This is a genomic window from Pseudotamlana agarivorans (assembly GCF_018860245.1).
Taxonomy (GTDB): Bacteria; Bacteroidota; Bacteroidia; order Flavobacteriales; family Flavobacteriaceae; genus Pseudotamlana; species Pseudotamlana agarivorans_A.
The window spans coordinates 223,901-248,672 of sequence record NZ_JAHKPD010000008.1; the positions used below are offsets into that span (position 1 = coordinate 223,901).

The 24,772-nt window shown below is 34.9% G+C and carries 22 protein-coding genes, 1 tRNA gene and 1 pseudogene; 10 read left to right on the forward strand and 14 right to left on the reverse strand.

All coding sequences use genetic code 11. From position 1 onward, the window contains the following. Nucleotides 1-94: 94 nt before the first annotated feature. Both mfd and KO493_RS03765 read left to right on the forward strand, forming a co-directional pair. Nucleotides 95-3,445, forward strand: a complete 3,351-nt coding sequence (mfd, locus tag KO493_RS03760) for a transcription-repair coupling factor (RefSeq protein ID WP_216066612.1) — start codon at nucleotides 95-97, stop codon at nucleotides 3,443-3,445. Between the two features lie 115 nt (nucleotides 3,446-3,560). Then, the gene (locus KO493_RS03765) at nucleotides 3,561-4,889 is read left to right on the forward strand and encodes a peroxiredoxin family protein (RefSeq protein ID WP_216066613.1); all 1,329 of its coding nucleotides are present in this window, start codon (nucleotides 3,561-3,563) and stop codon (nucleotides 4,887-4,889) included. A gap of 167 nt (nucleotides 4,890-5,056) precedes the next feature. On the opposite strand, the gene KO493_RS03770 is transcribed toward KO493_RS03765, so the two are convergent. Then, nucleotides 5,057-5,416, reverse strand: a complete 360-nt coding sequence (locus KO493_RS03770) for a YraN family protein (RefSeq protein ID WP_216066614.1) — start codon at nucleotides 5,414-5,416, stop codon at nucleotides 5,057-5,059. Between the two features lie 154 nt (nucleotides 5,417-5,570). Here KO493_RS03770 and KO493_RS03775 point away from each other — a divergent pair, with 154 nt between their 5' ends. The 3 genes and pseudogenes from KO493_RS03775 (at nucleotide 5,571) to feoB (KO493_RS03785) (ending at nucleotide 9,447) form a co-directional block, all read left to right on the forward strand. After that, nucleotides 5,571-6,224 carry a metal-dependent transcriptional regulator gene (locus tag KO493_RS03775; protein ID WP_216066615.1) on the forward strand — a complete coding sequence of 218 codons (654 nt, stop codon included), beginning with the start codon at nucleotides 5,571-5,573 and terminating at the stop codon, nucleotides 6,222-6,224. A 1-nt stretch (nucleotide 6,225) separates the two neighbouring features. Beyond that, nucleotides 6,226-7,248: a metal-dependent transcriptional regulator gene (locus KO493_RS03780; protein WP_216066616.1), complete on the forward strand. Its 1,023-nt coding sequence runs from the start codon at nucleotides 6,226-6,228 to the stop codon at nucleotides 7,246-7,248. A 3-nt stretch (nucleotides 7,249-7,251) separates the two neighbouring features. After that, nucleotides 7,252-9,447, forward strand: a pseudogene (gene feoB, locus KO493_RS03785) (ferrous iron transport protein B). A gap of 11 nt (nucleotides 9,448-9,458) precedes the next feature. On the opposite strand, the gene KO493_RS03790 reads toward feoB (KO493_RS03785), so the two are convergent. From KO493_RS03790 to KO493_RS03810, 5 genes are all read right to left on the reverse strand, one after another. After that, nucleotides 9,459-11,702: a TonB-dependent receptor gene (locus KO493_RS03790; RefSeq protein ID WP_216066617.1), complete on the reverse strand. Its 2,244-nt coding sequence runs from the start codon at nucleotides 11,700-11,702 to the stop codon at nucleotides 9,459-9,461. 586 nt (nucleotides 11,703-12,288) lie between these two features. Continuing rightward, the gene (locus KO493_RS03795; RefSeq protein ID WP_216066618.1) at nucleotides 12,289-12,426 is read right to left on the reverse strand and encodes a FeoB-associated Cys-rich membrane protein; all 138 of its coding nucleotides are present in this window, start codon (nucleotides 12,424-12,426) and stop codon (nucleotides 12,289-12,291) included. A gap of 171 nt (nucleotides 12,427-12,597) precedes the next feature. Beyond that, entirely contained in the window at nucleotides 12,598-14,697 is a 2,100-nt protein-coding gene (feoB, locus tag KO493_RS03800) for a ferrous iron transport protein B (RefSeq protein ID WP_216066619.1), read from the reverse strand. Beyond that, nucleotides 14,690-14,926, reverse strand: a complete 237-nt coding sequence (locus KO493_RS03805; protein WP_150940797.1) for a FeoA family protein — start codon at nucleotides 14,924-14,926, stop codon at nucleotides 14,690-14,692. Before KO493_RS03805 ends, feoB (KO493_RS03800) begins: the two co-directional genes overlap by 8 nt. Before the next feature lie 71 nt (nucleotides 14,927-14,997). Further along, on the reverse strand, nucleotides 14,998-15,672 hold the full coding sequence (locus tag KO493_RS03810) for an SCO family protein (RefSeq protein WP_216066620.1): 675 nt from the start codon (nucleotides 15,670-15,672) through the stop codon (nucleotides 14,998-15,000). Between the two features lie 202 nt (nucleotides 15,673-15,874). On the opposite strand from KO493_RS03810, the gene rseP reads away from it, so the two are divergent. From rseP to KO493_RS03825, 3 genes are all read left to right on the forward strand, one after another. Next, nucleotides 15,875-17,221 (forward strand): RIP metalloprotease RseP, encoded by a 1,347-nt coding sequence (rseP, locus tag KO493_RS03815; protein ID WP_216066621.1) that lies wholly within the window; start codon nucleotides 15,875-15,877, stop codon nucleotides 17,219-17,221. Between the two features lie 139 nt (nucleotides 17,222-17,360). Further along, on the forward strand, nucleotides 17,361-17,645 hold the full coding sequence (locus KO493_RS03820; protein WP_216066622.1) for a GIY-YIG nuclease family protein: 285 nt from the start codon (nucleotides 17,361-17,363) through the stop codon (nucleotides 17,643-17,645). Nucleotides 17,646-17,648: 3 nt separating this feature from the next. Then, nucleotides 17,649-17,722 (forward strand) — tRNA-Asn (locus KO493_RS03825). 201 nt (nucleotides 17,723-17,923) lie between these two features. On the opposite strand, the gene KO493_RS03830 is transcribed toward KO493_RS03825, so the two are convergent. The 6 genes from KO493_RS03830 to KO493_RS03855 all read right to left on the reverse strand — a co-directional run bounded on the left by KO493_RS03830 (nucleotide 17,924) and on the right by KO493_RS03855 (nucleotide 20,921). Continuing rightward, the gene (locus KO493_RS03830) at nucleotides 17,924-18,472 is read right to left on the reverse strand and encodes an ISAon1 family transposase (protein ID WP_436839521.1); all 549 of its coding nucleotides are present in this window, start codon (nucleotides 18,470-18,472) and stop codon (nucleotides 17,924-17,926) included. 19 nt (nucleotides 18,473-18,491) lie between these two features. After that, nucleotides 18,492-18,845, reverse strand: a complete 354-nt coding sequence (locus tag KO493_RS03835) for an ISAon1 family transposase N-terminal region protein (RefSeq protein ID WP_216066623.1) — start codon at nucleotides 18,843-18,845, stop codon at nucleotides 18,492-18,494. Between the two features lie 122 nt (nucleotides 18,846-18,967). Continuing rightward, complete coding sequence (locus tag KO493_RS03840) at nucleotides 18,968-19,372, reverse strand: hypothetical protein (protein ID WP_216066624.1); 405 nt, start codon at nucleotides 19,370-19,372, stop codon at nucleotides 18,968-18,970. Continuing rightward, nucleotides 19,350-19,946, reverse strand: a complete 597-nt coding sequence (locus KO493_RS03845; RefSeq protein ID WP_216066625.1) for an archaeosortase/exosortase family protein — start codon at nucleotides 19,944-19,946, stop codon at nucleotides 19,350-19,352. Before KO493_RS03845 ends, KO493_RS03840 begins: the two co-directional genes overlap by 23 nt. Further along, nucleotides 19,933-20,349, reverse strand: a complete 417-nt coding sequence (locus KO493_RS03850; protein WP_216066626.1) for a PID-CTERM protein-sorting domain-containing protein — start codon at nucleotides 20,347-20,349, stop codon at nucleotides 19,933-19,935. The genes KO493_RS03845 and KO493_RS03850 overlap by 14 nt, the downstream gene beginning before the upstream one ends. Before the next feature lie 212 nt (nucleotides 20,350-20,561). After that, a complete protein-coding gene (locus tag KO493_RS03855; RefSeq protein ID WP_216066627.1) occupies nucleotides 20,562-20,921 on the reverse strand; it encodes an arsenate reductase family protein in 360 nt (119 codons plus the stop codon). Nucleotides 20,922-20,979: 58 nt separating this feature from the next. Between KO493_RS03855 and KO493_RS03860 the strand changes: the two genes are divergently transcribed. After that, nucleotides 20,980-21,444, forward strand: a complete 465-nt coding sequence (locus tag KO493_RS03860; RefSeq protein WP_216066628.1) for a DinB family protein — start codon at nucleotides 20,980-20,982, stop codon at nucleotides 21,442-21,444. Here KO493_RS03860 and KO493_RS03865 read toward each other — a convergent pair. Together KO493_RS03865 and KO493_RS03870 are read right to left on the reverse strand one after the other, a co-directional pair. After that, nucleotides 21,424-22,140 carry a DUF3298 and DUF4163 domain-containing protein gene (locus KO493_RS03865; protein WP_216066629.1) on the reverse strand — a complete coding sequence of 239 codons (717 nt, stop codon included), beginning with the start codon at nucleotides 22,138-22,140 and terminating at the stop codon, nucleotides 21,424-21,426. The two genes, KO493_RS03860 and KO493_RS03865, sit on opposite strands and share 21 nt — an antisense overlap. A 133-nt stretch (nucleotides 22,141-22,273) precedes the next feature. After that, nucleotides 22,274-23,077: a THC0290_0291 family protein gene (locus tag KO493_RS03870; RefSeq protein WP_216066630.1), complete on the reverse strand. Its 804-nt coding sequence runs from the start codon at nucleotides 23,075-23,077 to the stop codon at nucleotides 22,274-22,276. A gap of 195 nt (nucleotides 23,078-23,272) precedes the next feature. Here KO493_RS03870 and gdhA point away from each other — a divergent pair, with 195 nt between their 5' ends. Beyond that, the gene (gdhA, locus tag KO493_RS03875; RefSeq protein WP_216066631.1) at nucleotides 23,273-24,616 is read left to right on the forward strand and encodes an NADP-specific glutamate dehydrogenase; all 1,344 of its coding nucleotides are present in this window, start codon (nucleotides 23,273-23,275) and stop codon (nucleotides 24,614-24,616) included. Nucleotides 24,617-24,772: the final 156 nt, after the last annotated feature.

Here is a 24,772-nt window from a genome sequence, read left to right on the forward strand (position 1 = left end):
TTTCAGAATAACAATATGCTACTTATATTTGCAGTACCAATTTTAATCGTTTTATAAGATATTATTGGTATAATTCAAAATGAAAATATTTTAAGTGAGTAAATCTACCCTCTCTAAATCTTATGCCCAGGCTTTGCAAACTCAAAATCTGCAAAATGCTATTGCCCAATCTATAAGTAAGACACATTTAAAAGGCCTTGTTGGTTCTGCTTTATCTTTTGTTATATCAAGTGTTTTTAAGGATGCTAAAAAGCCTTTTTTATTAATATTCAATGATAAGGAAGAAGCCGCACATTATTTAAACGACCTGGAGCAACTTTGTGGAGACAAAGACGTGTTATTTTATCCAGGAAGCTACAGAAGACCCTACGATATTGAAGAAACCGATAATGCCAATGTGCTTTTACGAGCAGAGGTGCTAAATCGTATAAACTCACAAAAAAAACCTGCCATCATTGTCACCTATCCCGATGCGCTTTTTGAGCAGGTAGTGACACGCAAGGAACTGGAACGAAACACCTTAAAAGTTGGAGTTAATGATAATTTATCAATCGATTTTGTTAATGAGGTTTTGTTCGAGTATAAGTTTAAACGTGTCGATTTTGTAACCGAACCTGGGGAGTTTTCGGTACGAGGTGGTATTGTGGATGTCTTTTCATTTTCCCATGATGAACCCTACCGTATCGAATTTTTTGGCGATGAGGTTGATAGTATCAGAACTTTCGATGTAGAAACTCAACTTTCCATAGAGCAGATTAAAAAAATTAATATTATTCCGAATGTCGCGAATAAGTTAATGCAAGAAAGCAGACAAAGTTTCTTGAAATATATGGCTCAAAAAACCGTGGTAGGTATAAAAAATGCCGATTTATTATTTTCTAGGATAGATGATTTTTATGGAAAAGCTGAAGAGGCCTTCAAGACCCTTTCCGAAGATATAAAACACGCCAAACCAGAAGCCTTATTTTGCGACTCGAAATTACTAAAACGTCAACTTTTAGATTTTTCTATTATTGAATTTGGTAATTCCTTTGTCATGTCAAGCAATTCGAAGCCGTATACGACCATCGATTTTGAAACGACGCCTCAACCATCTTTTAATAAACAATTCAATTTGTTGATTGAAGATTTAAATAGCAAACATGATAAAGGTTACACCAATTATATTGCTTGTGTAAGCGAACAACAAGCCAGACGTTTTCATGATATTTTTGATGACGCTGAAGAGGAAGTAGCCTATCAAACTACTGTATTGTCCTTGCACCAAGGGTTTATTGATCATGATAACAAAATAGTTTGTTATACCGATCATCAAATTTTTGAACGTTATCATAAATTTCAGCTTAAAAACGGCTATGCTAAAAAGCAGGCGATTACTTTAAAAGAGCTCACTAATCTTGATATTGGTGATTATGTCACGCATATCGATCATGGTATTGGGCGTTTTGGCGGACTTCAAAAAATAGATGTTGAAGGCAAAAAACAGGAAGCGATTAAGTTGGTTTATGGCGAGCGCGATGTACTATATTTAAGCATTCATTCTTTACATAAAATCACAAAATTTAACGGAAAAGATGGTAAAGCGCCTAAGATTTATAAATTAGGAAGTACCGCTTGGAAGACCTTAAAACAGAAAACTAAAGCCCGTGTAAAACATGTTGCTTTTAACTTAATAAAACTTTACGCCAAACGTAAAACCGAAAAAGGCTATCAATATAAACCTGATAGTTCCATGCAGCACGAGCTGGAAGCTTCTTTTATTTATGAGGATACGCCAGACCAAAGTACAGCAACGGCCGATATTAAATTGGACATGGAAAGCGAACGTCCTATGGATCGCTTAGTTTGTGGCGATGTGGGGTTTGGTAAAACCGAAGTGGCCATTCGTGCAGCCTTTAAAGCGGTAGATAATGGCAAACAAGTGGCTGTGCTAGTGCCAACAACCATTTTGGCTTATCAACATTCACGAACGTTTAAACAACGTTTACGGGATTTTCCTGTTACAGTCGATTATGTGAACCGATTTAGAACGGCTAAAGAAAAGCGTGAAACCCTTGAAAACCTTGAGAAAGGAAAAGTCGATATCATTATTGGAACCCATCAATTGGTAAACAAAAATGTAAAGTTTAAAGATTTAGGATTGCTTATTGTTGATGAAGAGCAGAAGTTTGGCGTTGCTGTAAAAGAGAAATTAAAAACCCTAAAAGATAACGTTGATGTGTTAACACTAACGGCAACTCCTATACCTAGAACGCTTCAGTTTAGTCTTATGGCCGCACGAGATTTGTCGGTTATAACCACACCACCACCAAATAGATACCCCATAGAAAGTCACGTAATTCGTTTTGCCGAAGAAACCATTAGAGATGCCGTGAGTTATGAAATAGAGCGTGGCGGACAAATATTCTTCATTCATAATCGTATTGAAAATATTAAAGAAGTCGCTGGTATGATTCAGCGTTTGGTGCCCGATGCGAAAATTGCTGTGGGTCATGGCCAAATGGATGGTAAAAAATTAGAGTCACTCATGTTAGCCTTTATGGATGGTGCTTTCGATGTTTTGGTAAGTACTACTATTATTGAAAGTGGATTGGATGTGCCTAATGCCAATACCATTTTTATAAACAATGCCAATAATTTTGGGCTAAGTGATTTACACCAAATGCGTGGTCGTGTAGGGCGTAGTAATAAAAAAGCCTTTTGTTATTTTATAACTCCAGAATATTCGGCAATGACCGATGACGCTCGTAAACGTATCACAGCCTTAGAGCAATTTACAGAATTGGGTAGCGGCTTTAATATTGCTATGAAGGATCTTGAAATTCGTGGTGCTGGTGATTTGTTGGGTGGCGAGCAAAGTGGGTTTATGAATGATATTGGTTTCGATACCTATCAGAAAATTCTAAATGAAGCCATCGAAGAACTTAAAGAAAATGAATTTAAGGATTTATATGATGAGCCGGAAGCAGATAAAATTTATGTAAAAGATGTCACGATCGATACCGATTTTTCGCTACTTTTTCCAGATGATTATGTGAATAATATTGCTGAAAGATTAAATTTATACACGCAGCTAAATAATTTAAAATCAGAGGATGAATTGCATATCTTTGAGAAGGATTTAATTGATCGATTTGGTGAGTTACCAACGCAGGTTGTCGATCTATTAAACAGTGTTAAAATAAAATGGTTGGCGACTAAAATTGGCTTTGAAAAAGTCATTATGAAACAAGGGAAGCTAATCGGTTATTTTATCAACGATCAACAAAGTCGATTTTATCAGAGTTCGAGTTTTACTAAAGTTCTCATGTTCGTGCAAACACATCCGAATGCTTGTAAAATGAAGGAAAAACAAACCCGAAATGGTTTGAGATTAATGATAACTTTCGATAAAATTAAAACGGTAAAACAGGCCTTAGAAGCATTAAAACCTATTATGCATTAATAGATTTATTGTGTTAGTCGTCCGTTTGCTGGTTTAAAGACGTAAATGAATTGTTGAAGATCAAAAAATATTACTCCCATAAAAAAGGAGAAACCAAAATAAAAAGACTATCACTTTGAAATCATTACTTTTATTAGCCCTCTTAATTCCATCGATACTTCTAGGTCAGCATACCATAAAAGGTGTTTTTGCTCCAGCAGCCGATTATAATATCGCCTTATTATATAAGGTAAAACCATCGATTTCTGAATATGTAACTAGCCAAGAAATTCAAAAAGATGGAAGTTTCACGTTTCAGTTAGATTCTACTGCTACCAAAGGGATGTATCGTTTGGTGTATGCAGTACCTCAAGAGGATTTTAATTTCGATATCATTTACAATAATAAAGAAGATATTGAACTTAAATTTAATTCGGAAACGGGTGTGAAATTCCTGAAATCTAACGAAAATAAATTACTTGCTTCCTACCATAATAGTATGGCTATGGTTATCCAAAGTATTACAAATTTTTACACCAGTAAATCTAAGGATACCACGGCGTTAAATGCCATTTTTAAAACGCAAAAAGAGACCCAATTGAGTTTTGAAAAGGCTGCTAAAAACACCATAGCGCTGCATTTCATAAAAGCTAATAAGCCAATTGTGCCCACTAAGGCACTAACAGCAACAAATTATATTGCTAAACTAAAAGCACATTATTTTGATTATGTAGATTTTAAAAACCCAATATTACAGAGTTCTAGTTTTCTGGAAGAGAAAATGTTGAGTTATGTTTTTGGAATTACTTCTAAGGATTTAGATGAGGTTGAAAACTACAAAGCAAATATTGATGTTTTATGTGAGGCGATGCTTGATGCACCTAATGAAATTAAGCGCTTGCTTTTATTCGATTTGTGGCAGGAAATGGTCGATTTAAAACAAGAGGCTGTAGCCAATTATATTTCTGAAACGTATTTAGTAGCGATAGCAACGGTTCTGAAAGATGAAGAATTAATTAAAGCTTTAAAATTATACAGAAACATTTCCAACGGAAATAAAGCACCAAATTTCACGATAACTAATGGTGAAAAAGATAAAAAAATCAGCACAAAATTAAGTGAATTATCCGGTGCCGAAAATTATGTTATTGTATTCTGGAGCAGTTCGTGTTCGCATTGCTTAGATGAAATTCCGCAGTTAAAGTCTTTTACTAATCAACTAGAAAAAGGCGCTGTAAAAGTGATCGCCATTGGTTTAGAAGACGAAGCCGAAATAGAAAATTGGAAAAATGTGATTAAGGATTACCCAAATTTTATTCATGTTTACGGAAAAGGAAAATGGGAGAACAAAATAGGAAATGCCTATGGTGTTGTTAGCACACCAACTTATTTTATTTTAGATAAAAATAAAGTGATTGTTGATAAGCCAGATCATATTGAGGATTTAGTGGCGTTTTTTGAATGATGCTTTCGCGTTGAAGTATTTAACCGATACCTAATGGAACTTTAATATTTGCTTATACTACAGGTTTTTAACTTCTAATAATGTCAATTTTTCACTTTACATTATTAAGTAAAATTTCGGCATGACAACTTGAAATTTTAAACCTAAAACCTGAAACTCAAAATCTTTCAAAAATGATAAAAGGCATCTTCTAAATGCTCAATTTGGAAGGTTTTACCTGTTCTCACAATGGCAATGATATCAAATCGAACGTCAACATCTAAATCGTTTTTGGTCACATAATGATTAATGGCGTAAACCATGCGCTGAATTTGTTTCGGCTTTACAAAATCTTGAGGGTTTCCAAATTCGACTGTAGAGCGTGTTTTAACTTCCACGACAGCCAGCGTATCTTTTATTTTGGCGATAATATCAATTTCAGATTTACCAAAGCGGTAATTGCGTTCAATAATCTCATAGTTGTTTTTTAAGAGGTAATCGACAGCAAGTTGTTCGCCTTTCTCTCCAAGTTTATTATGTTCTGCCATGTTATAAATGTAGGAAAATTATTCTAAATAAATCTTCAGAGGGTTATTTGATTGGGGGGAGGGAGTAAGTACTATTGATTTCGGTTTTTAGTCTTATCTAAAAATATTTTTAACACCTATTGAAATTTCGTATATTTGACTGAATTTTAATGTTATGGTTACACTTTCAGAAGAAAATTATTTAAAGGCAATTTACCATTTAGGGAAACAAGGTACTGTGGCTGTTAGTACGAATGCCATTGCTGAAAAAATCGATTCTAAAGCATCCTCGGTTACCGATATGATTAAGAAATTGGCCGAGAAACACTTGGCTAATTACATAAAATATCAAGGCGTAACATTAACAGAATCTGGGCAATTAGCTGCGGCTCTAGTTATTAGAAAACACCGTTTATGGGAAGTGTTTTTAGTTGAAAAATTAAACTTCTCTTGGGATGAGGTTCACGATGTGGCCGAACAGTTGGAGCACATAAAATCTCTTAAATTAGTAAATGAATTGGATGCCTTATTAGGTTTTCCAACTCATGACCCGCATGGTGATCCCATTCCTGATAAAGATGGGAATTATTCGCCAGTGAAAAGCGTGAATATTTTAGAGGTAAAACCTGGAAATGAAGGTGTTTTAGCGCAGGTTAAAGATTCGTCGGATGTGTTTTTAAGATACTTAAACAAGAATAATTTAGCTTTGGGAGATACAATTAAGGTTGTAGATTTTGAACCTTTTGATAATTCTCTAACCATAGAAATCGCATCGCAAAAAATGATTATTTCTAGCGATGTTGCTAAAAACTTATACATAAGCTTATAATATGAATCACTATAATCCCATATCGGCACTAGTCATTTTCTTTATTATTGTGGGTTTACTTTATGTTTTTTTTAGACCAGTTAAAGGCTGGTTTTGGTTGCTGAAAAAGAATTTTAGAAGTAACGAGAAAGTGATTATTGAAGATGTTCTGAAACAGCTTTATCATTTTGAGAATTCAGATAATAAAGTGGATATGAAAACATTGGTTCAGGTGCTCGATTTTAATAATGGCCGTATTGTTGAAGCCATTAAAAAAATGACCATCAACGATTTAATTTACTTTGAATCTGATATTTTAAAACTTACCGAAAAAGGTAGAGATTACGCACTACGCATTGTTCGTGTGCACCGTCTTTGGGAGCGTTATTTAGCTGATAAAACAGGCTTCAATAAATTAGAATGGCACGATCGAGCGGAATCTATGGAGCATAAGTTATCCCACGATGATGCCGAGGCACTATCTGTACAATTGGGTAACCCTAAGTTTGATCCCCATGGCGACCCGATTCCAACAAGAACTGGGAAAATGGCACAAGTTAACGGTGTAGAATTGCCAAAATTACCTGTTGGTGCTGTGGGTAGAATTACACATATTGAAGATGAACCTGATATTATTTATAAGCAAATTTTAGCCGAAAACATTCATATGGGATCCATGCTAAAAGTCATTGAAAATAATTCCACTAGAATTGTTTTTAGGTCGGAAGGTGAGGAGTTTAAGTTGGCGCCTATTGTAGCGGCTAATTTAACAGTAGCTCGAATTGAAAAAGAAGTTATTGTAGAAGATAATATTGCTAGATTATCGAGTTTAGCAGAACATGAAACCGCTAAAATTATTGGAATTTCAAGAGAAAGTAGAGGCGAAAGTAGAAGAAGGCTGTTGGATCTTGGTTTCGTGAAAGGGTCTACCGTTGGTATCGATTTGGTGAACCCGCTGGGGCAGCCAAACGCTTACTTAATTAAAGGGACTTCTATTGCTTTACGGAATGATCAAGCCGCAAAAATCCTAATTAAAAAAGATTAAACTATGGAAACGAAAGTAAATACAGCTTGCGAAACCTGTTCTCATTTTAATAAAGAGGGTTTAAAGAAATTAGGGATTCAAACCGACAACTTTGATTTTGTTGTGGCTTTGGCAGGAAATCCCAATACAGGAAAAAGTACTGTTTTCAATGCTTTAACTGGTTTAAGACAACATACTGGAAACTGGCCAGGGAAAACCGTGATGCGCGCTGAAGGTGGATTTGAATACAATACCCAAAAGTACAAGTTGGTCGATCTTCCGGGAACGTATTCACTGCTATCAACTTCAGAAGATGAAGCGACAGCACGTGATTTTATTCTCTTCGGAAAACCTGATGTGACCATTATAGTGGTTGATGCTAATAGATTGGAGCGTAACTTAAATCTCGTGCTTCAAATTTTAGAAATTACCGATAAAGCCGTTCTGTGTTTAAACTTAATGGACGAAGCCAAACGAAATAAAGTTGAAATTGATGTGCGTACGCTTTCCAAAGATTTAGGAATTCCTGTCGTGCCTGCCAGTGCGCGATTCAACCAAGGGATTCCAGAGTTGATTCAAACGGTGAGTGAAATTGCAAGCGGACAAATAGTGTGCAAGCCGCATCGAATTAAGAATGTGCCGGAAAACATTGAAAAAGCCGTTAAAACCTTAACTGCCGAAATTGAAAAGGAATTCCCAAACATTCCAAACAGCCGCTGGATTGCTTTTCGCTTGTTAGAAGGCGATAAAGAAATTATTAAAGCTTTAAAATCGGGAGAATTTGTTTAATGCCGCAAGCTTATGAAAGAGAATAACATTGAAAATATAATAGAGTTATCAAACGAATTACGTTGGCAAATTGGCGACGAATTTCATGATAACCTTACCGAAGGTATCTATGCAGACGCCGCCGATATTGTTAAAGACACCGTTAAAACAAGTGATTCTGATAAACGATTTCGATTAGATACCAAAATCGATAAAATTGTAACGAGTAAATATTTTGGGTTTCCCATCATGTTTTTGATACTAGGGACGGTGCTTTGGCTAACCATTATTGGTGCTAATTACCCGTCTTCCATGTTGGCTACCTTATTTCTAGATACCATTCACCCTTTATTACAAAGTGGCGCCGAAAACATTAATATGCCTTGGTGGCTTGCAGGTTTTCTAATTGATGGTGTTTACCTTGCTGTGGCATGGGTAATTGCCGTGATGTTGCCGCCAATGGCTATATTTTTCCCCCTGTTTACGCTTTTAGAAGATTTTGGTTATCTACCACGTGTGGCTTTTAATTTAGATGCCTTATTTAATAAATCTGGAGCGCATGGTAAGCAGGCTTTAACCATGAGTATGGGTTTTGGTTGCAATGCAGCAGGTGTTGTAGCTACACGTATTATTGATAGCCCTAGAGAGCGATTAATTGCGATTATAACTAATAACTTTTCTTTGTGCAACGGGCGCTGGCCTACACAAATTTTAATAGCCACTATTTTTATTGGTGCTGTAGTTCCAGAATCGATGTCTAGTTTTGCCTCTTTATTGGCCGTAATTGGTATTGCTGTTTTAGGTATGGCCTTTATGTTTGGCGTATCGTGGGCCTTGTCTAAAACGGTTCTAAAAGGTGAAGTATCCACCTTTAATTTAGAATTACCGCCGTACAGACCGCCACGTTTTTGGAAAACCATATACACCTCTTTAATTGATAGAACCTTAATCGTTTTATGGCGTGCCATTGTTTTTGCGGCACCAGCAGGTGCTGTTATTTGGTTAATTTCTAACCTTCATATCGGTGATGAAACCATTGCGGCTTGGTTGATTCATAGCATGGATGGCTTCGGATTTCTTTTAGGACTTAATGGTGTTATTTTACTAGCCTATATCGTAGCGATTCCAGCCAACGAAATAGTAATTCCAACCATTTTAATGTTAACGGTTATGGTAACAGGTATTGGTGGCGGTGCAGGAGCAGGTGTGATGTTTGAGTTAGATTCTATAAATGCAACGGGTGATATTTTGAAAGCTGGAGGGTGGACACTCCTAACGGCGATTAACTTGATGCTTTTTAGTTTACTACACAACCCATGTAGTACCACAATTTATACCATTTACAAAGAAACTAATAGTGCCAAATGGACTGCTGTGGCTTCTATTATGCCAATTATTTTAGGATTTGTAGTGTGCTTTTTAGTGGCTCAAATTTGGAGACTTATGTTTTAGAAGTAGCGTAGTTACTTCAAGTTATATCTCAATCCTAAAAATAAACGTCTCCCTTGGTTTGGCCCATAAACATAACCCGGATCGAAGGTTAAGCCATAAGGGTTGTCTGGTGTGACCACCGCATTTCCGTCATTATCAAAAATAACATCTTTATCAAAAGGGTCGTGAGCACGAGCGATTATGAAAGGATTGCCTTTATTTGGGGTCCAGTTTAATAGGTTTTTTATACCTCCGTAAATTTCAAAGTTGTTTAAACCATAAAAAGTGAATTGAATATTTTGAATACTCCAAACAGGCGATTCTGGAAGTCTCGGGTCGGTATCGCTAATGAGCGGTAAACGCATTGGGCCGTAGAGGTTTCCAGTGTAATCTATCGAGGTGTTATACTTGTAGTTTTTATAAGTCACGCCCCAAGTGGCTGTAAAGCTTTCAGTGAGCATTTGTTGCTGTTTTACACCGTCTTCTGTTTGAGAAACATCTTGTAAAGTGGCTCCTGCCATGATTTTAATGCCATTTGATAACATGGTGTCAATGTTCAAACTTATTCCTTTACTTACTGCTTTTCCGTTTAAATTATCATATATAATTTGATTCGGATTGGTGTCATAATCGGGAGCAATTAAATTACTAAAATAGGTATACCACGCCGAAGCATCTAGCGTAAACATGTGTCCTTTTTTAGTGTACAGTTTGGTTAAATAATTGAGGTTAACATTAATGGATTGCTCTGGTTGTAATTCTTCAGCAATAATAACATCTCTTGAACCGGTAAGTGCGGCGTGTTCTTCAGTAAAAAGATTTACTACACGAAAGCCTGTTCCTGCATTCAGTCTTAAAATATTATGTTCAGAAGGTTTAAATCGGTAAGCGATACGTGGTGTGAAAATATTACCGTGACGTTTGTCATAATCGTAACGCGCACCTAATAACACATTGTTTTTAGCATTCAGTTTAATTTCATCTTGAACGAATAATGACGGAATAACGATTTCATCAGCCGTTGAAGTGGCAGGCGTGCTATCATCATAATAATTATATCTGGCTGCCATACCGAATAGTAAATCATGGTTTTTTATCTGTTTATCCCAAGTAAGTTGTGTGAAACCAATACGTTGTGTGGCTAAATATGGGGTGTCTCCGTAAACGGAATTTTGGTTATGATCGGTGTACGAAAACTGAAGCATCATGCTTTCATCAACAGGTAATTGGTAATTTCCGAGTAATTCATAACGTGTGGTGTAAATGCTTTCGCCGTAAATTTCGTCGCCACCACGGTAAGCGGGGTTCCATTGCATTTCGCCACCCCAGCGGTCTTCATAGAAAAAACGTCCTGCTACAGAGAAAACGCGGTTTTCTTTTCGTTTAAAATTCCACTTTTGAAATATGGAAACGCGATCTTGAAGGGTTAAATCGGTGAAATTATCGTTGTTGTTGTCAATGGGGTTACTGTAATTAAAATAGTTGATGCCTGTAAGTACATCAGCTGTATGGCCTATTCTGGCTTTAAATCCTGCATCTAAATTCCATTCGCCCCAACCAGAAACAAAAGTGTCGGCAAAAGCTATGGGGGCATTTTCAGGGAGTTTGGTAATGATGTTAATGAGGCCACCAACAGCTTCACTCCCGTAAAGGGATGAAGCAGGGCCTTTAATAATTTCCACTTGTTCTATTAGGGAATTTGGGATTCCTGATAATCCATAAACCGTAGATAAACCACTCACGATAGGCATACCGTCAATTAAAACGAGGGTGTACGGACCTTCAAGTCCGTTAATATGAATATCACCTGTATTACAAACACTGCAGTTTATTTGGGGACGTACCCCGTTTACATTTTGCAGGGCTTCAAAAATACTCGGGGTTGGATTTTTCTTTAAGAAAGTGGGCGTGTAAACTTCAACAGGTACCGGGCTTTCAAGTCTAGAAACGGCTTTTAAAGTACCGGTAACAACCACTTCATCTAGCATAGCAGAATCTTGCAAATTGAAATTTAGAACCACATCTTCATTAGAAATATTGATGTTTTTTGTTTGTGGTTCAAAACCAGTGTAGGATGCTATGATGTTATAATTTCCAGAGGTTATATTTTTTAGGGTGTAGTTGCCGTCTTCGTTAGTTGTAGTGCCTTTAGAAGAGCCTTTAATATAAACATTGGCGTAGGCTAAAGGCATACCGTCGAATAAAACGTGCCCTGTAATGTCCTGGGCGCTTAGGGTAATTGAAGTGAGGCTTAAAAATATTATTAGATATTTCATTAAAAAAAATTTATGTAAATATAAATAATAATTTAGATAAGACTAAAAATGGTGATACTAAATTAAATGTATTGATTGTGTGTGTTTTGAATATTAAACCTGAAGGGGTTTCAATATATTTCAATTGGGTAAAATTCCAGAAATTGAGGGCCAAAAATTTAGCGAACTCAATTTTTAGTCTTTGTGAAAAACTCAGTGAATCTTATATCATTTCTGTTTTTTTTTACCATAAATTAAAAGTAGAAAAGGTATTAGTATCATGGTTAAAATTTAGTAAATCACATGTGGCTTTTTCATATAAAAACCGAAAACCCTGTGAAAAATAAATTTCCACAGGGTTTTACTATATATAATGATCTACTTGGGCGTGTTTGGATTTTCATAAGATGTTTAGAAAAAGATTAACCGCTGTAGGTAACCACACCTACAGCAGCTCTATTAATCTTTTAAAAACCAAACTAAACTAACTTTATGAAAAAATGTAATCTGTTATAATTACACTACAAATTTACGTTAGGTTTAGAGGTTTTATGGCGACATGCCATGTCGTAAAGTGTTTTTGATTTCGGAAAACGAGGTGTTTTAACTAATGACAGCCACAGCCATCATCGCCACCACATGATTTTTTAGATTTCTTTTTTTTCCAGATGAATTTTCTAACTAAAAAAGCAATAGCGAATACAACCGCGGTAAAAACGAGTATGTTTTGGATGATGGTATTCATTTTTTTTAGTGTAAATTTTTAAATCGGTAAGTCAGGTTGAGCGGAGTCGAAACCGAGTGTTTGATACCTTCTCGACTGCGCTCGAACTGACAATCGTACTACATTAATATACTCATTTTTATGTTAATAATGAGGCTGGATTATAAGTGTTTCCTTTTGAGTTCTATCTTTTTATTTCAAAAATTGAAATGCCAGTAGGGCAACAATATAAGCAAAAACAGACATGATAACCAATTGTAAAAGAGGCCATTTCCAGCTGTTTGTTTCACGTTTAACAATGGCTAAGGTGCTCATGCACTGCATGGCAAATGCATAAAATAATAACAATGAAATTCCTGATGCAAAGGTGAATAAGGGTCCGCCAAGAATGGGGTTCACTTCGCCAGCCATTCTGTTTTTAATGGTTTCTTCATCGTCGTTACCAACGCTATAAATGGTTGCTAAAGTTCCCACAAACACTTCACGTGCTGCGAAAGAACTTAAAATAGCAATGCCTATTTTCCAATCGTAACCTAAAGGTCTTATGGCGGGTTCGATGGCACGACCTGCGATACCTATATAAGAATGCTCTAGTTTATATTGGGCTATTTTATGATCTAAATCGTCTTCAGCAAGGTTTTCTGAAGCATATTCTTTAGTGAGAATTTCCTCAGCGCTATTAAAGTTTTCTCCAGGTCCATAGGATGCTAAAAACCATAGTACAATAGAAATTGCTAAAATAATTTTTCCGGCACCAAAAATGAAGGCTTTTGTTTTTTCAACAACCGTATAAAATACATTTTTAAACAATGGGAGTTTGTAGTTGGGCATTTCAACCACAAAAAATGATTTGCTTTTTATTTTTAGAATTCTATTAAGGATGTAAGCCGATATAACGGCAGTTCCAAAACCTAATAAGTACAACAGCATTAAGGTTAGCGCTTGATAGCTTAAGCCTATAAAATGACCATCGGGAATGACCAAGGCAATAATAATGAGGTATACTGGAAGCCTGGCAGAACAGGTTGTAAAAGGTGTCACTAAAATAGTAATTAAACGCTCCTTCCAGCTTTCAATATTTCTAGTAGCCATAACTGCAGGAATGGCACAGGCAGTTCCTGATATAAGGGGCACAACACTTTTACCGCTTAATCCAAAACGGCGCATCACACGATCCATTAAAAAGACCACACGACTCATGTACCCACTTTCTTCTAAAATAGCGATAAATAGAAATAGAAAAGCAATTTGCGGAATAAAAATAACGATACCGCCAAGTCCTGGTATAATCCCTTCGGAAAGTAAATTTGTAAAAGCACCAGAGGGTAGGTTATCTTTAGTCCACTCACTTAAAAAGGCAAAAGAGCTGTCAATCATATCCATTGGTACGGTTGCCCAATCGTAAATAGCTTGAAATAATGCAATTAATATGATGAAGAAAATAACATAACCCCAAACCTTATGTGTTAAAACACGATCTAATTTAGAACGTAAATCTTTAGCTTGGGAGGCATCAATAGTTTGTCCTTTTTTGAGCACATTATTGATGAACTGATAACGTTTTATAGTTTCTTTTTGCTGAAGTCGTTTTAAGTCGGCTTTACTTTTAGTTTTAAAATCTTCAACAGCATCGAATTCTTTTCTATCTGTTTTTCCGAAGTTAACATCCTGTGTAATAACCAACCAAAGCTTGTATAAAAGCTGATTAGGAAAGGCTTTACGTAAATTCCCAAAATAAGCATCATCAATTTTAGAAATATCGATGCAAGGTTCAGAAGAAACATCTTTGTAATTTGTAATAAGTTCTTTCAGCTTATCAATACCAATTTTTTTCCTTGTACTGGTTAAAGCGATTTTTGTTTGAAGCTGTTCTTCTAAATAATCAATATCTAAAGAAATCCCTTTGTAAGTCATTCTATCTGCCATGTTAATGACTAATAGTGTTGGGATTTTTAAGTCTTTAATTTGTGTAAATATCAGTAAATTACGTTTCAAATTTTCAACATCGGTCACTACAACGGCAATGTCTGGAAAATCTTTATCGTTCTGGTTTAAAAGCAATTCAATAACCACACTTTCATCAAGCGATGAGGCGTTTAAGCTGTATGTTCCTGGTAAATCGATAATATGTGCTTTAACACCGCGCGGTAACTTGCAAACACCTTCTTTTTTTTCGACAGTAATACCAGGGTAGTTTCCAACTTTTTGGTTTAAGCCTGTTAAAGCATTAAAAACAGAGGTTTTTCCGGTATTCGGATTACCAATTAAAGCAACATTAATTTGTTTACTCATGCGTTACTTTTTCAATTAATATATGTGCAGCAGTTTCTTTTCTAATAGCAAGATGCGATCCGTTAATGTTTAAATACATTGGATCATGAAATGGTGCTAACTGAACTAGTTTTACGCTATTGCCAGGCAGGCATCCCATTTCTAAAAGTTTTAGTGGAATATGTATCGAGGAAACATCGGTAATAATGGCGCTTTCCCCACGTTCTAATTGTGCTAAAGTATCTTGCAATATTATTTAGATTGATTTTAAAGAAGCAAAAATAGGATAAATAAATAGGCTAAAAAAATTGTGCCTAAAAACTATTGTAAGTATTCTTCCTTTAGTATGGCGATATCGTTAAGAAGATTTTCGATTTCCTCTGGATTGGTACCATCATAAAAGCCCCTAATTTGACGTTTTTTATCTATAAGCATAAAGTTTTCGGTGTGCACCATGTCAAAGGGTCCGCCATCGCCGTCATCTTTAACCGCTAAATAACTTTTTCTGGCCAGGGCGTAAATCTGTTTTTTGTCGCCTGTGACTAAATTCCACTTCTTGTCGTTAACTCCTTTTTTTAGGGCATAGCGTTTCAGTTGTGCTACGGTATCTGTTTTTGGCGTTACTGAATGCGATAGTAACATAACTTCATCATCGTTTAAAATTTCTTTTTGAACACGAGCCATGTTTTTAGTCATAATCGGACAAATAGTAGGGCAGGTGGTGAAAAAGAAATCGGCCACATAAATTTTGTCTTTGTAATCGTTTTGGGTGATGGTTTGTCCGTTTTGATTCGTGAGACTGAAATCGGCAATTTTATGATATTTTTTTTTGTACTGAAGCGTGCTATCCACAAGTTCGGTGCTTACCATACTAGGTTGATAAATAGGTAGGGGCCGATAGGTATTAAGCGTGTTGTAAATAATGGTCACGATTATTATTGAAATAACACCGAAAACAATAGCGAAAATTTTATAATCCTTAAAAATCGATGACATATGGAATTTTATAAAAATTAAAATGATGGCAAAAATACAATGAATCTACTATGTCTGAAAATTTAATGGTAAAAGAAATGCCTTATTATATTGAAGTTCAAGCTTAAAATACTGTTAAATCCATGGCCTTTGTTTAATTGTTTTCCCAAAGTTGGTTTAAAACCTTACTTTTGCACGATTATAAAAATTGTTAAGCTATTTTATGGAGTTTGTTATAAAGATTTCTCAGTTTCTACTAAGCCTTTCGTTACTGATTATTTTGCATGAATTAGGGCATTTTATCCCTGCAAAATTGTTTAAAACACGTGTAGAAAAATTCTATTTGTTTTTTGATGTGAAGTTTTCATTATTCAAAAAGAAAATTGGAGAAACCGTTTACGGAATTGGATGGTTGCCATTGGGTGGTTATGTGAAAATATCGGGGATGATCGATGAAAGTATGGATACCGAGCAAATGGCTAAAGACCCTGAGCCTTGGGAATTCCGTTCTAAACCAGCTTGGCAGCGATTAATTATTATGCTTGGTGGGGTAACAGTGAATTTTTTATTGGCCATTTTTATTTACATAGGGATGAGCTATTTTTATGGCGATACTTTTTTGCCAAATGAAAACATAAAAGATGGTCTTAATATTGAGAGTACAGTAGCTAATAAAGCAGGCCTGCACACGGGTGATAAAATTATAGCCGTAGATGGTGATAAGATTGAGAAATTCTCAGACATTCCTGAGAAAGTACTTTTTGGAAAACAAATTGAAATAGAAAGAAATGGTGCGCGTTCTACTGTAGATATGCCACAAGATTTCTTGTCGCAATTAATGGATGCTAAAGAACACGGTTTTATTAGTTTAAGACAACCTTTTGTGGTGGTTCAGGTTCCAGATACCTCATATAATAAGGCTAGCGGTTTGCAAAAAGGTGACGTAATTGTTGCTATGAACGATTACAATACCAAATATGTTGATCAAGTTACAAGGGCTCTTAATTCTTTAAAGGGTCAAGAGGTGACTGCTACAGTTAAAAGAGATAATGCTGAAGTTAATTTACCACTAAAAATAAATGAAGATGGCAAATTAGGTATTGTTTATGCGCCTGTTTCAACATCTAAAACTTTAGAAGCATTAGGTTATTATCAATACGACGTCATTGATTATGGGTTTTTTGAATCTTTTCCTGTTGGTGTTAAAAAGGCTAAAGATCGTATTGTGTCCTATTGGGATCAATTAGGCGCTATATTTTCACCAAGCACAGGTGCTTATAAAGGTGTAGGGGGCTTTAAAGCGATTTACGACATTTTTCCAAGCACGTGGAGCTGGCAAGTTTTCTGGAGTATTACAGCCTTTCTATCGATTATGTTAGGGGTTTTAAACTTATTACCTATTCCCGCCCTTGATGGTGGACACGTGATGTTTTTGTTATATGAAATGATATCTGGAAGAAAGCCTGGAGATAAATTTATGGAGTATGCTCAAATGGTTGGATTCTTCCTTTTAATAGCATTAGTGCTCTTTGCAAACGGGAATGATATCTATAAAGCGATTTTTAATTAATTTTTTTTAAAAATTGTTTGCAGAAACTAAAAAACCTTTTATATTTGCACTCGCTAAGCAAAACAGCAACACTCCTTCTTAGCTCATCCCGATAGCTATCGGGAGGTTAGATTAGGAAAAAGTTCTTTAAAATAATAAAATGAATTTTGTTTACATATTGTATTCTATTTCAATTGACAAGTATTATGTTGGTGAAACTTTAGATATACAAGAAAGGATTAAACAACATAATTCAGGTTTTTATGATTCTGCTTATACAAAGCAAACATCCGATTGGGTTTTGTATTATTCAATTTCCTGTGAGGATAGAGTACTAGCAAGAAAGATTGAAACACATATAAAAAAAATGAAAAGCAAAACGTATATTCAGAACCTTAAAAAGTATTCTGAAATTACGGAAAAGCTTAAAAGTAAATATAATTAACACTCCTTCTTAGCTCAGTTGGTTAGAGCATCTGACTGTTAATCAGAGGGTCCTTGGTTCGAGCCCAAGAGAAGGAGCTCAGTGATAGAAAGCCTTTACAGAAATGTAGAGGCTTTTTTTATGGGCTTAACTTAGGTCTTTATTCACGTGGTATTCACGTATTATTTGGGGTCATTCCTAAAAGTTGTGTTTATGCAAAAATTGTAGTTATTCTAAAAAGAAAGAATGCTACGTTTTTCACACCTCTAAATTGACTTCTGAAGGCATTAATTTTAGCATTAAAAGATTCTGCAGTCTCCATTACTAAATAGCTTTGAATTATATGTTTGACCTGTTAACCTAGCTTTTTTTATTTCTTCATTTTCTAAATCTATAGCATTCCACCTATGTTTTATTCTAATATCCTGTAAAGCCTCTAAAGCGAGTTTTTGTACATGAAATCGGTCTGTTACCTGTATGGCTTTGGGGAAACATTTTTTAGCTATGGTTTTCATTGAATTAGCCATATCTAGAGTGATTTCTTTAACCTTAGCCCTTTTCTTAGCTGATATTTTAAGAAGCTGTTCTATAATAGGTTCTACTTTTGTACCTGCAAATATGGCTACAATACTACCAGCTTTCCCCTTTGCTTTTTTATTGGTAATTATGGTGTAAAGTTCTCCTTTAGAAAGCGCTGTTTCATCAATAGAAAGATTAGGGCCGATATTCTCAGGAAAAACAAGCCATTGCTTAGCATGTGACTTTTGTTTCCAGTTTTTAAAATCACTGAGGTAGTCTTTATACTGGCGTTGTAGCTTTTTACCATCTACATTATAAAACCCAGCTATAGTGTGACAATCTGAAGTTTTAGTATCTACTAATTTCTTTTAAAAAAGCAGCGAACTCGGTGGTCATTCGTGTTCCCTGTGCGACTAAATTCCAGTCTCTTTGTACAACTTGCTTTGTTTCTTTATCTAGCCATCTTCGACGCTTTACATGCAAATAGACAGTGTTTCCTCGTAAAGGAAAGTCTTGAATAGTGATTTGTTTATGAAAACCATGAGCGATAAGTGTACGCTCAGATTCTTCTTTGGGTGTCACATTGAGTTCTTCAAAATAAAGATGCATCACCTCTCCATTTTTTGTATGGTTAACTAAATCAAAATGATTAATTAAAAATTCTGGAAGAATAAGCTTGAGTAGTTCTATGTAATGATCCAATGTCTTTTTTAGCGCAAAGATCTAACTATTTTTAATCTTCACACACAACTTTTGTGATTGATCCAAAATAGTTTAGAATAGATCTGTAGTTTATATGACTAGATCGTCGATTTTAAATGCAATTATGCAATTTTTTTATTTAAACTTTTATTTAGCAAGCCCATAGCCACATATAATACTGGAGATATTAGTATTTCTTGAATGGTAAGACAGAATAACTTTAATTTAGGGCTAATTTCTGCTATTAACCAATCGAATAGTCCTAAAGTGGTTAAAATGCATAAACCGGAAATATGAACTAGGTGCCAAATGAATGACATCCAAGAATCTTGAAGTTTTCCTAAATGTGATGTGCCTATTAGATAGATGGTCACAGTAGCCCCTAAGCTAATAACGTGTCTAAGTTTTCTTGGAATATCGGGGGTGTTTTTATTTTCAGCAAAATAAATGCTGTATAGAGAATAGATTAAAATAATCATTAAAAGACCTGAGAAGAATCGAATATTATCCGTTTTGTAGATTTTCATGATTTAAATGGATTTTTCGGGCAAAGATGTACCATAATAAAAATGTTGTCGCATAGATAACGGCTTTAAATAAATAGTGGTGTGCAAAATCAAAGTAGGTGTGGTAGTATTCACTTAAATAAATTAAACCAACACATCTAATAATATTAATAGCGTCTATAACTATCAAGCCTATTAATATGTATTTTATTTTCCGCCAAAAAAGAGAGGGCATACATACAATAAATCCAGTATATAATGCCATTAATGTTAATCCGTTACACGCATTAGCTATTTTAAGTATTTTTTTTTCGTAATGATATATTTCAGAATAAAATTCTTCTATCAGTTCTCCAGAATAATTAGAGATAAGACTTGTGTTAGTACAGGAGAAACCTGTCATATCTCCTAAATTATTTAATATTAATACAGAAAAATTTCCAACATGATTTGTTAGAAACTGTTGAGGGAATGGAGATTCATGAATAAATAAAGCGTAAAGGACTTCCCAAATGATGTAAAATAATAAGGCTTTTCCTAGGAAAAGCCTTATTGGTAATGGAATTTTGTTCTTAAAATCGTTAAATTTTGTCATTCTTTTCTTTTCGTAATTTTCTAATTCCGAATGCAGCTGCTCCTAATACTAAAAAGCTTAAACCACCATCTAAAGGAATTTCTTCTGGCTCATCTCCTTCATCACCACCACCACAAGTTCCATTACAACACCCTCTGCGTGTTCCATGGTCCTTTGACCTGCTAGGTCTGTCATTGTTATAGCCCGTGCGATCCTTGACTCTGTTCGGGTAATCTCCAATAGTAGCCATGGTTGTTAGGCTAAATGGGGATAAAATAAAGCTCAAAGAGCTTACATTAAGGTCTGATGAAATTGCTGTACTCGCTTTCAAAGTGGCTGCGTTCAAATTAGTTGATAATGTAAATACAAGAATAATTGAAAACACCTTTAAAAAGCTGAAAACTGATTTTGTTCTGTTTTTCATTTTGTAAATGTTTAATTGATTAAATAATAGCGTGATTAAAAGTAGTCAGTATTTCAACTGATTTCGTTTTTTTTACATTATTTTCGATGAAGCTTAATTTTTACCCTTTAAAATGCACTTAAAAGCAAAAAACACCGATAAACGGAATGTGTTAGCAAACAGTGGGTTATGTATGGGTTAAGGTTGGTTTTTAAAATTTATGAAACAGGTAATTAAGTGGTTTTTTGGAGCGCTAATTTGGTGGCTTCTATGGTTTTTTTAGAGCTACCTATAAAAATAGAATCATTTATAATAATTACAGGTCTGCTTAAAAAAGTATAATGTTCTAAAATGTAATGTTTGAAATCGCGCTCGATTAGGTTTTTATTTTTTAAATCCTTGTCCTTGTAAAGTTTTGCGCGTTTACTAAATAAGGCTTCATAACTTCCCGAAAGTACTTTCATCTCATCTAACTGTTCTGGAGTTATCGCTTCCGATTTAATGTCTTGTAGTATAAATTCGGAAGATAAATTTAATTCCTTTATTATGCGGTTGCAGGTATTGCAAGTTTTAAGGTAAAATACTTTTTTCATGTTTCTATTTGTTTTGAAAAACAAATTAAAAGTATATTTATTGAAAAATTAAATTATAATGGATTTTACATTTGAGATACAAAAAAATATAAGAAAAATATTTTATAAGATTATTGAAACCACCTCTTTGGAGGATTTAAATAAGATTCCGCAAGGATTTAATAATAATGTGATTTGGAATATTGCGCATTGCGTAGTAACCCAACAGTTATTGGCGTATAAACTCTCTGGTATCGATGTCTCCTTAAGCCCCAAAATGATTGAGCGTTACATGAAAGATACAAAACCAGAAGGTGATTTAGGTCAAGATGAAATCGATGAAATAAAATCGCTTTTAGTATCAACTATAGAAAAAACGAAAATAGATTTTGATCATGGGGTTTTTAAAACTTTTAATGCATACACGGTTTCTACCACTGGAAATACTTTGGGTCATATTAATGACGCTCTAGAATTTTCTGTTGTTCATGATGGTATACATTACGGCTATGTGTTGGCGCTACTAAAAGTTATTAAAAAGTAGGTAAGGCTTTGCTTCGTCAAAAGGTATTTTAAATTCTATAATACCTTCAGAATAAGCTGCAATTTCAAATGTATTATATAGAAAAATAAGACCATCTTCTGTATATGCCATATTGGAAGGTAGCTTGAATTGATTTTGGTTCAAAAGGATATTTTTATCTTCAATTGATTTTTGATAGTAGGGTTCTGCAATTGTTTTAAAGCCATCTATGTCACTAAATAATGCGGTATTGGGTATTAGTTTTCCATTCTTCGTGTTAAAATTTAAAAATGTGATTTTTGAATTTCCATGAGCGCCACCGGTATTGGTGTATGCGGTTAAGGCAATGCTTATAAGCTCTTCAGATTGATGCAATACCTCTCCGTCTATTTGTACTTCCCAGTTTGGAGAACTTTCAGGGTAATCTAGCTTAAATGAATCGTATTCTTTAACAAAAGCGTCGATGCTTTCGCTAATCGTTTTGGGTTGAGTTTCGTTCACATCGCCGGTTCGTATCGAGGCAATGACGTTATTCGTAATACTAGAGTTAATTAAATTGACCACAGAAGACATGCCACTTGCTTTAGGAATATTAATTTCTACTATATCATTATTTTTTGATGACATGTGAATTTCAGAAAAAGAAATCTGAAAAGCCTTTTTACAAGAGAAACTTAATAATAGTAATAAAAATAAGAGGTTCTTTAAATAGCGCATATTTGACCTTTTAATTTAGGCATAAATGTAAATATGGAAAATGATTGTATGTCAATAATTTATTGTTTTCCAATAAAAAATGAGCACCACAATGTTTAGGAACGGAGAAATTAGACTTTAAAATAGTAGCCAATTAATTGAAGAAATAAATATAACCTAAACTAAGCCAAATTAAACTATCATTATGTTTGTTGGATTCTAGGTTGTGGTCAAGACCGTCAACATTATCGTCCATATAGAATTGCCATCTAAAATCGAGCATTAAATCGGAGACACGAGATAGTTTGTATCTTACCCCAACGTTACTTACAATCGACCAACTACTACCATGTGAAGCATCTACCGAACCAGGAGCCCAGCCAGAATAAAAATTGCTAGGGTCGGTGACATCGCCATAGGCATTAGGGTCGGGGTTATTATAGGTCGTTTGCACTTCAGGCATATGGTAGGTATATTGCACGCCTAAACCAATAAAAGGTCCAAATTTATAGCTATAACCTTGATAGTCCCGAAGACTTAATGGGAAAAACTCCAGTTGCGTGCCAATATTAAAGTTGGTTGCAGATCCAGTGTGTGCTCGAAGTTGATCGGCTTCTGCAGAAGTTCTTGAAGGATCAACCCATTCGCCATGATGACGCAAATTTGTGGTGTTCCAAGAAACTTCATTACGTAATTTAAAATGGTCATTAAAATACTTGTCGGCAGTATAACAGTTGCAATCTGATTGGATAGTAAAATTCATGTAATGTACTAAACCAATAGCAAATCCTGAATTTTTAAAGTTATTTGAGAAATCTTCTCGTACGCCATAGTCAGAACGCATTTCAACATATCCAGCAACAAGACCAAATTCATGAGAAAAACCTTGTTGTGCTTTTGCTGTTTGAAATATCGCAAACAAAGTAAAAGCTATGGCGACATTTTTTGGTTTAATCATAAATGGCTTGGTTTGATGTAGTTATTTATAACAAAGATATAAAAACAGTCTTTTAAAACAAATATTTAAAAATTGCTATAATTTAAACAATCTTAGCTATTGAAGAATATAAATTAAAAGCAATATCTTTTTAAAGATAATGTATATTTGTTTGAAAATACTAATTATTTAATAATTTCAAATATTTATTGTGCTATGAAAAGTAAAGTTAAAGCTTTTTTAGATTTAGTAAAAGAAAGAAATGGACATGAGTCAGAATTCTTACAGGCAGTAGAGGAAGTTGCAGAAACTGTAATCCCGTATATTGTTGAAAACGACATATATTATGGCAAGAATATTTTGCTTAGAATGGTCGAGCCCGAGCGTGTTATCATGTTTAGGGTTTGCTGGGTTGATGATGCTGGTGAAATTCAAGTAAATAGAGGGTATAGAATTCAAATGAATTCGGCTATTGGGCCTTATAAAGGTGGGTTGCGATTTCACCCTACAGTTAATTTAAGTATTTTGAAATTCTTAGCCTTTGAGCAGGTGTTCAAGAACAGTTTAACGACCCTGCCAATGGGTGGTGGTAAAGGCGGTAGTGATTTCGATCCTAAAGGTAAGAGTGACAATGAGATCATGAGATTTTGCCATGCTTTTATGGGTGAATTATTTAGACATATTGGACATAATACAGATGTTCCCGCTGGTGATATTGGTGTAGGTGCTCGAGAAATTGGATTCCTTTTTGGGATGTATAAAAAAATAAGTAATGGATTTACTGGTGTATTAACCGGAAAAGGTATGTCTTGGGGAGGTTCGTTAATTAGACCTGAGGCTACCGGGTATGGCACGGTTTATTTTGCTCAAAAAATGCTCGAAACAAAAGGTCAGGATTTTGAAGGGAAATCTGTCGTTATTTCTGGTTCTGGAAATGTAGCCCAATATGCTGCTGAAAAAGTGCTTCAGCTAGGGGGCAAGGTGTTGACTTTATCTGATTCTTCAGGATATATTTACGACGCCGATGGTATAAATGCCGAAAAATTAGCACATGTTATGGAGCTTAAAAATGTGAAACGAGCACGAATCAATGCTTATTTAGATACTTATCCTAATGCTAAATTTGTAAAAGGGAAAACACCTTGGGAAATAGGCTGCGATATTGCCATGCCTTGTGCTACACAAAATGAACTTCATGAAAACGATGCAGAAGCACTCCTGAAAAATGGATGTATTTGTGTTGCCGAAGGTGCTAATATGCCATCTACTAAAGAAGCTGTTGCAGCGTTCCATAAAGCAAAAATACTATTTGCTCCAGGTAAAGCGTCTAATGCTGGTGGTGTTGCAACATCGGGATTGGAAATGACTCAGAATTCCCTTCGATTTAAGTGGACAAGAGATGAGGTGGACAGCAAATTAAAAGATATCATGGGAGACATTCATAAGTCTTGTATAGAATATGGTACGGATGATGATGGCTATGTTGATTATGTACGAGGTGCTAATATCGCTGGTTTCGTAAAAGTAGCCGATGCCATGTTAGCTCAAGGGGTCGTTTAGAATATTTATTAAACGAAAAATAGAGGCTGTACAAAAAGTATTAAAGTACGTCATTCTGAACTTACAGACTGTGTCATAATTAAAGTTCAGGTTGACGAAAACTTTACTTTTTATGCAGCCTCTTTTATTTATGCATATTATTTTGAAGTTAAATTC

Excerpts from the sequence above, each read along its gene's own strand:
- rseP (WP_216066621.1), top strand. The coding sequence starts at position 15,875 with ATGGAGTTTGTTATAAAGATTTCTCAGTTTCTACTAAGCCTTTCGTTA.
- feoB (WP_216066619.1), bottom strand. The coding sequence starts at position 14,697 with ATGAGTAAACAAATTAATGTTGCTTTAATTGGTAATCCGAATACCGGA.
- KO493_RS03795 (WP_216066618.1), bottom strand. The coding sequence starts at position 12,426 with ATGAATACCATCATCCAAAACATACTCGTTTTTACCGCGGTTGTATTC.
- KO493_RS03775 (WP_216066615.1), top strand. The coding sequence starts at position 5,571 with ATGGTTACACTTTCAGAAGAAAATTATTTAAAGGCAATTTACCATTTA.
- KO493_RS03865 (WP_216066629.1), bottom strand. The coding sequence starts at position 22,140 with ATGCGCTATTTAAAGAACCTCTTATTTTTATTACTATTATTAAGTTTC.
- KO493_RS03770 (WP_216066614.1), bottom strand. The coding sequence starts at position 5,416 with ATGGCAGAACATAATAAACTTGGAGAGAAAGGCGAACAACTTGCTGTC.
- KO493_RS03780 (WP_216066616.1), top strand. The coding sequence starts at position 6,226 with ATGAATCACTATAATCCCATATCGGCACTAGTCATTTTCTTTATTATT.
- KO493_RS03840 (WP_216066624.1), bottom strand. The coding sequence starts at position 19,372 with ATGAAAATCTACAAAACGGATAATATTCGATTCTTCTCAGGTCTTTTA.
- KO493_RS03790 (WP_216066617.1), bottom strand. The coding sequence starts at position 11,702 with ATGAAATATCTAATAATATTTTTAAGCCTCACTTCAATTACCCTAAGC.
- KO493_RS03870 (WP_216066630.1), bottom strand. The coding sequence starts at position 23,077 with ATGATTAAACCAAAAAATGTCGCCATAGCTTTTACTTTGTTTGCGATA.
- KO493_RS03855 (WP_216066627.1), bottom strand. The coding sequence starts at position 20,921 with ATGAAAAAAGTATTTTACCTTAAAACTTGCAATACCTGCAACCGCATA.
- KO493_RS03810 (WP_216066620.1), bottom strand. The coding sequence starts at position 15,672 with ATGTCATCGATTTTTAAGGATTATAAAATTTTCGCTATTGTTTTCGGT.
- KO493_RS03820 (WP_216066622.1), top strand. The coding sequence starts at position 17,361 with ATGAATTTTGTTTACATATTGTATTCTATTTCAATTGACAAGTATTAT.
- KO493_RS03860 (WP_216066628.1), top strand. The coding sequence starts at position 20,980 with ATGGATTTTACATTTGAGATACAAAAAAATATAAGAAAAATATTTTAT.
- KO493_RS03850 (WP_216066626.1), bottom strand. The coding sequence starts at position 20,349 with ATGAAAAACAGAACAAAATCAGTTTTCAGCTTTTTAAAGGTGTTTTCA.
- gdhA (WP_216066631.1), top strand. The coding sequence starts at position 23,273 with ATGAAAAGTAAAGTTAAAGCTTTTTTAGATTTAGTAAAAGAAAGAAAT.
- KO493_RS03845 (WP_216066625.1), bottom strand. The coding sequence starts at position 19,946 with ATGACAAAATTTAACGATTTTAAGAACAAAATTCCATTACCAATAAGG.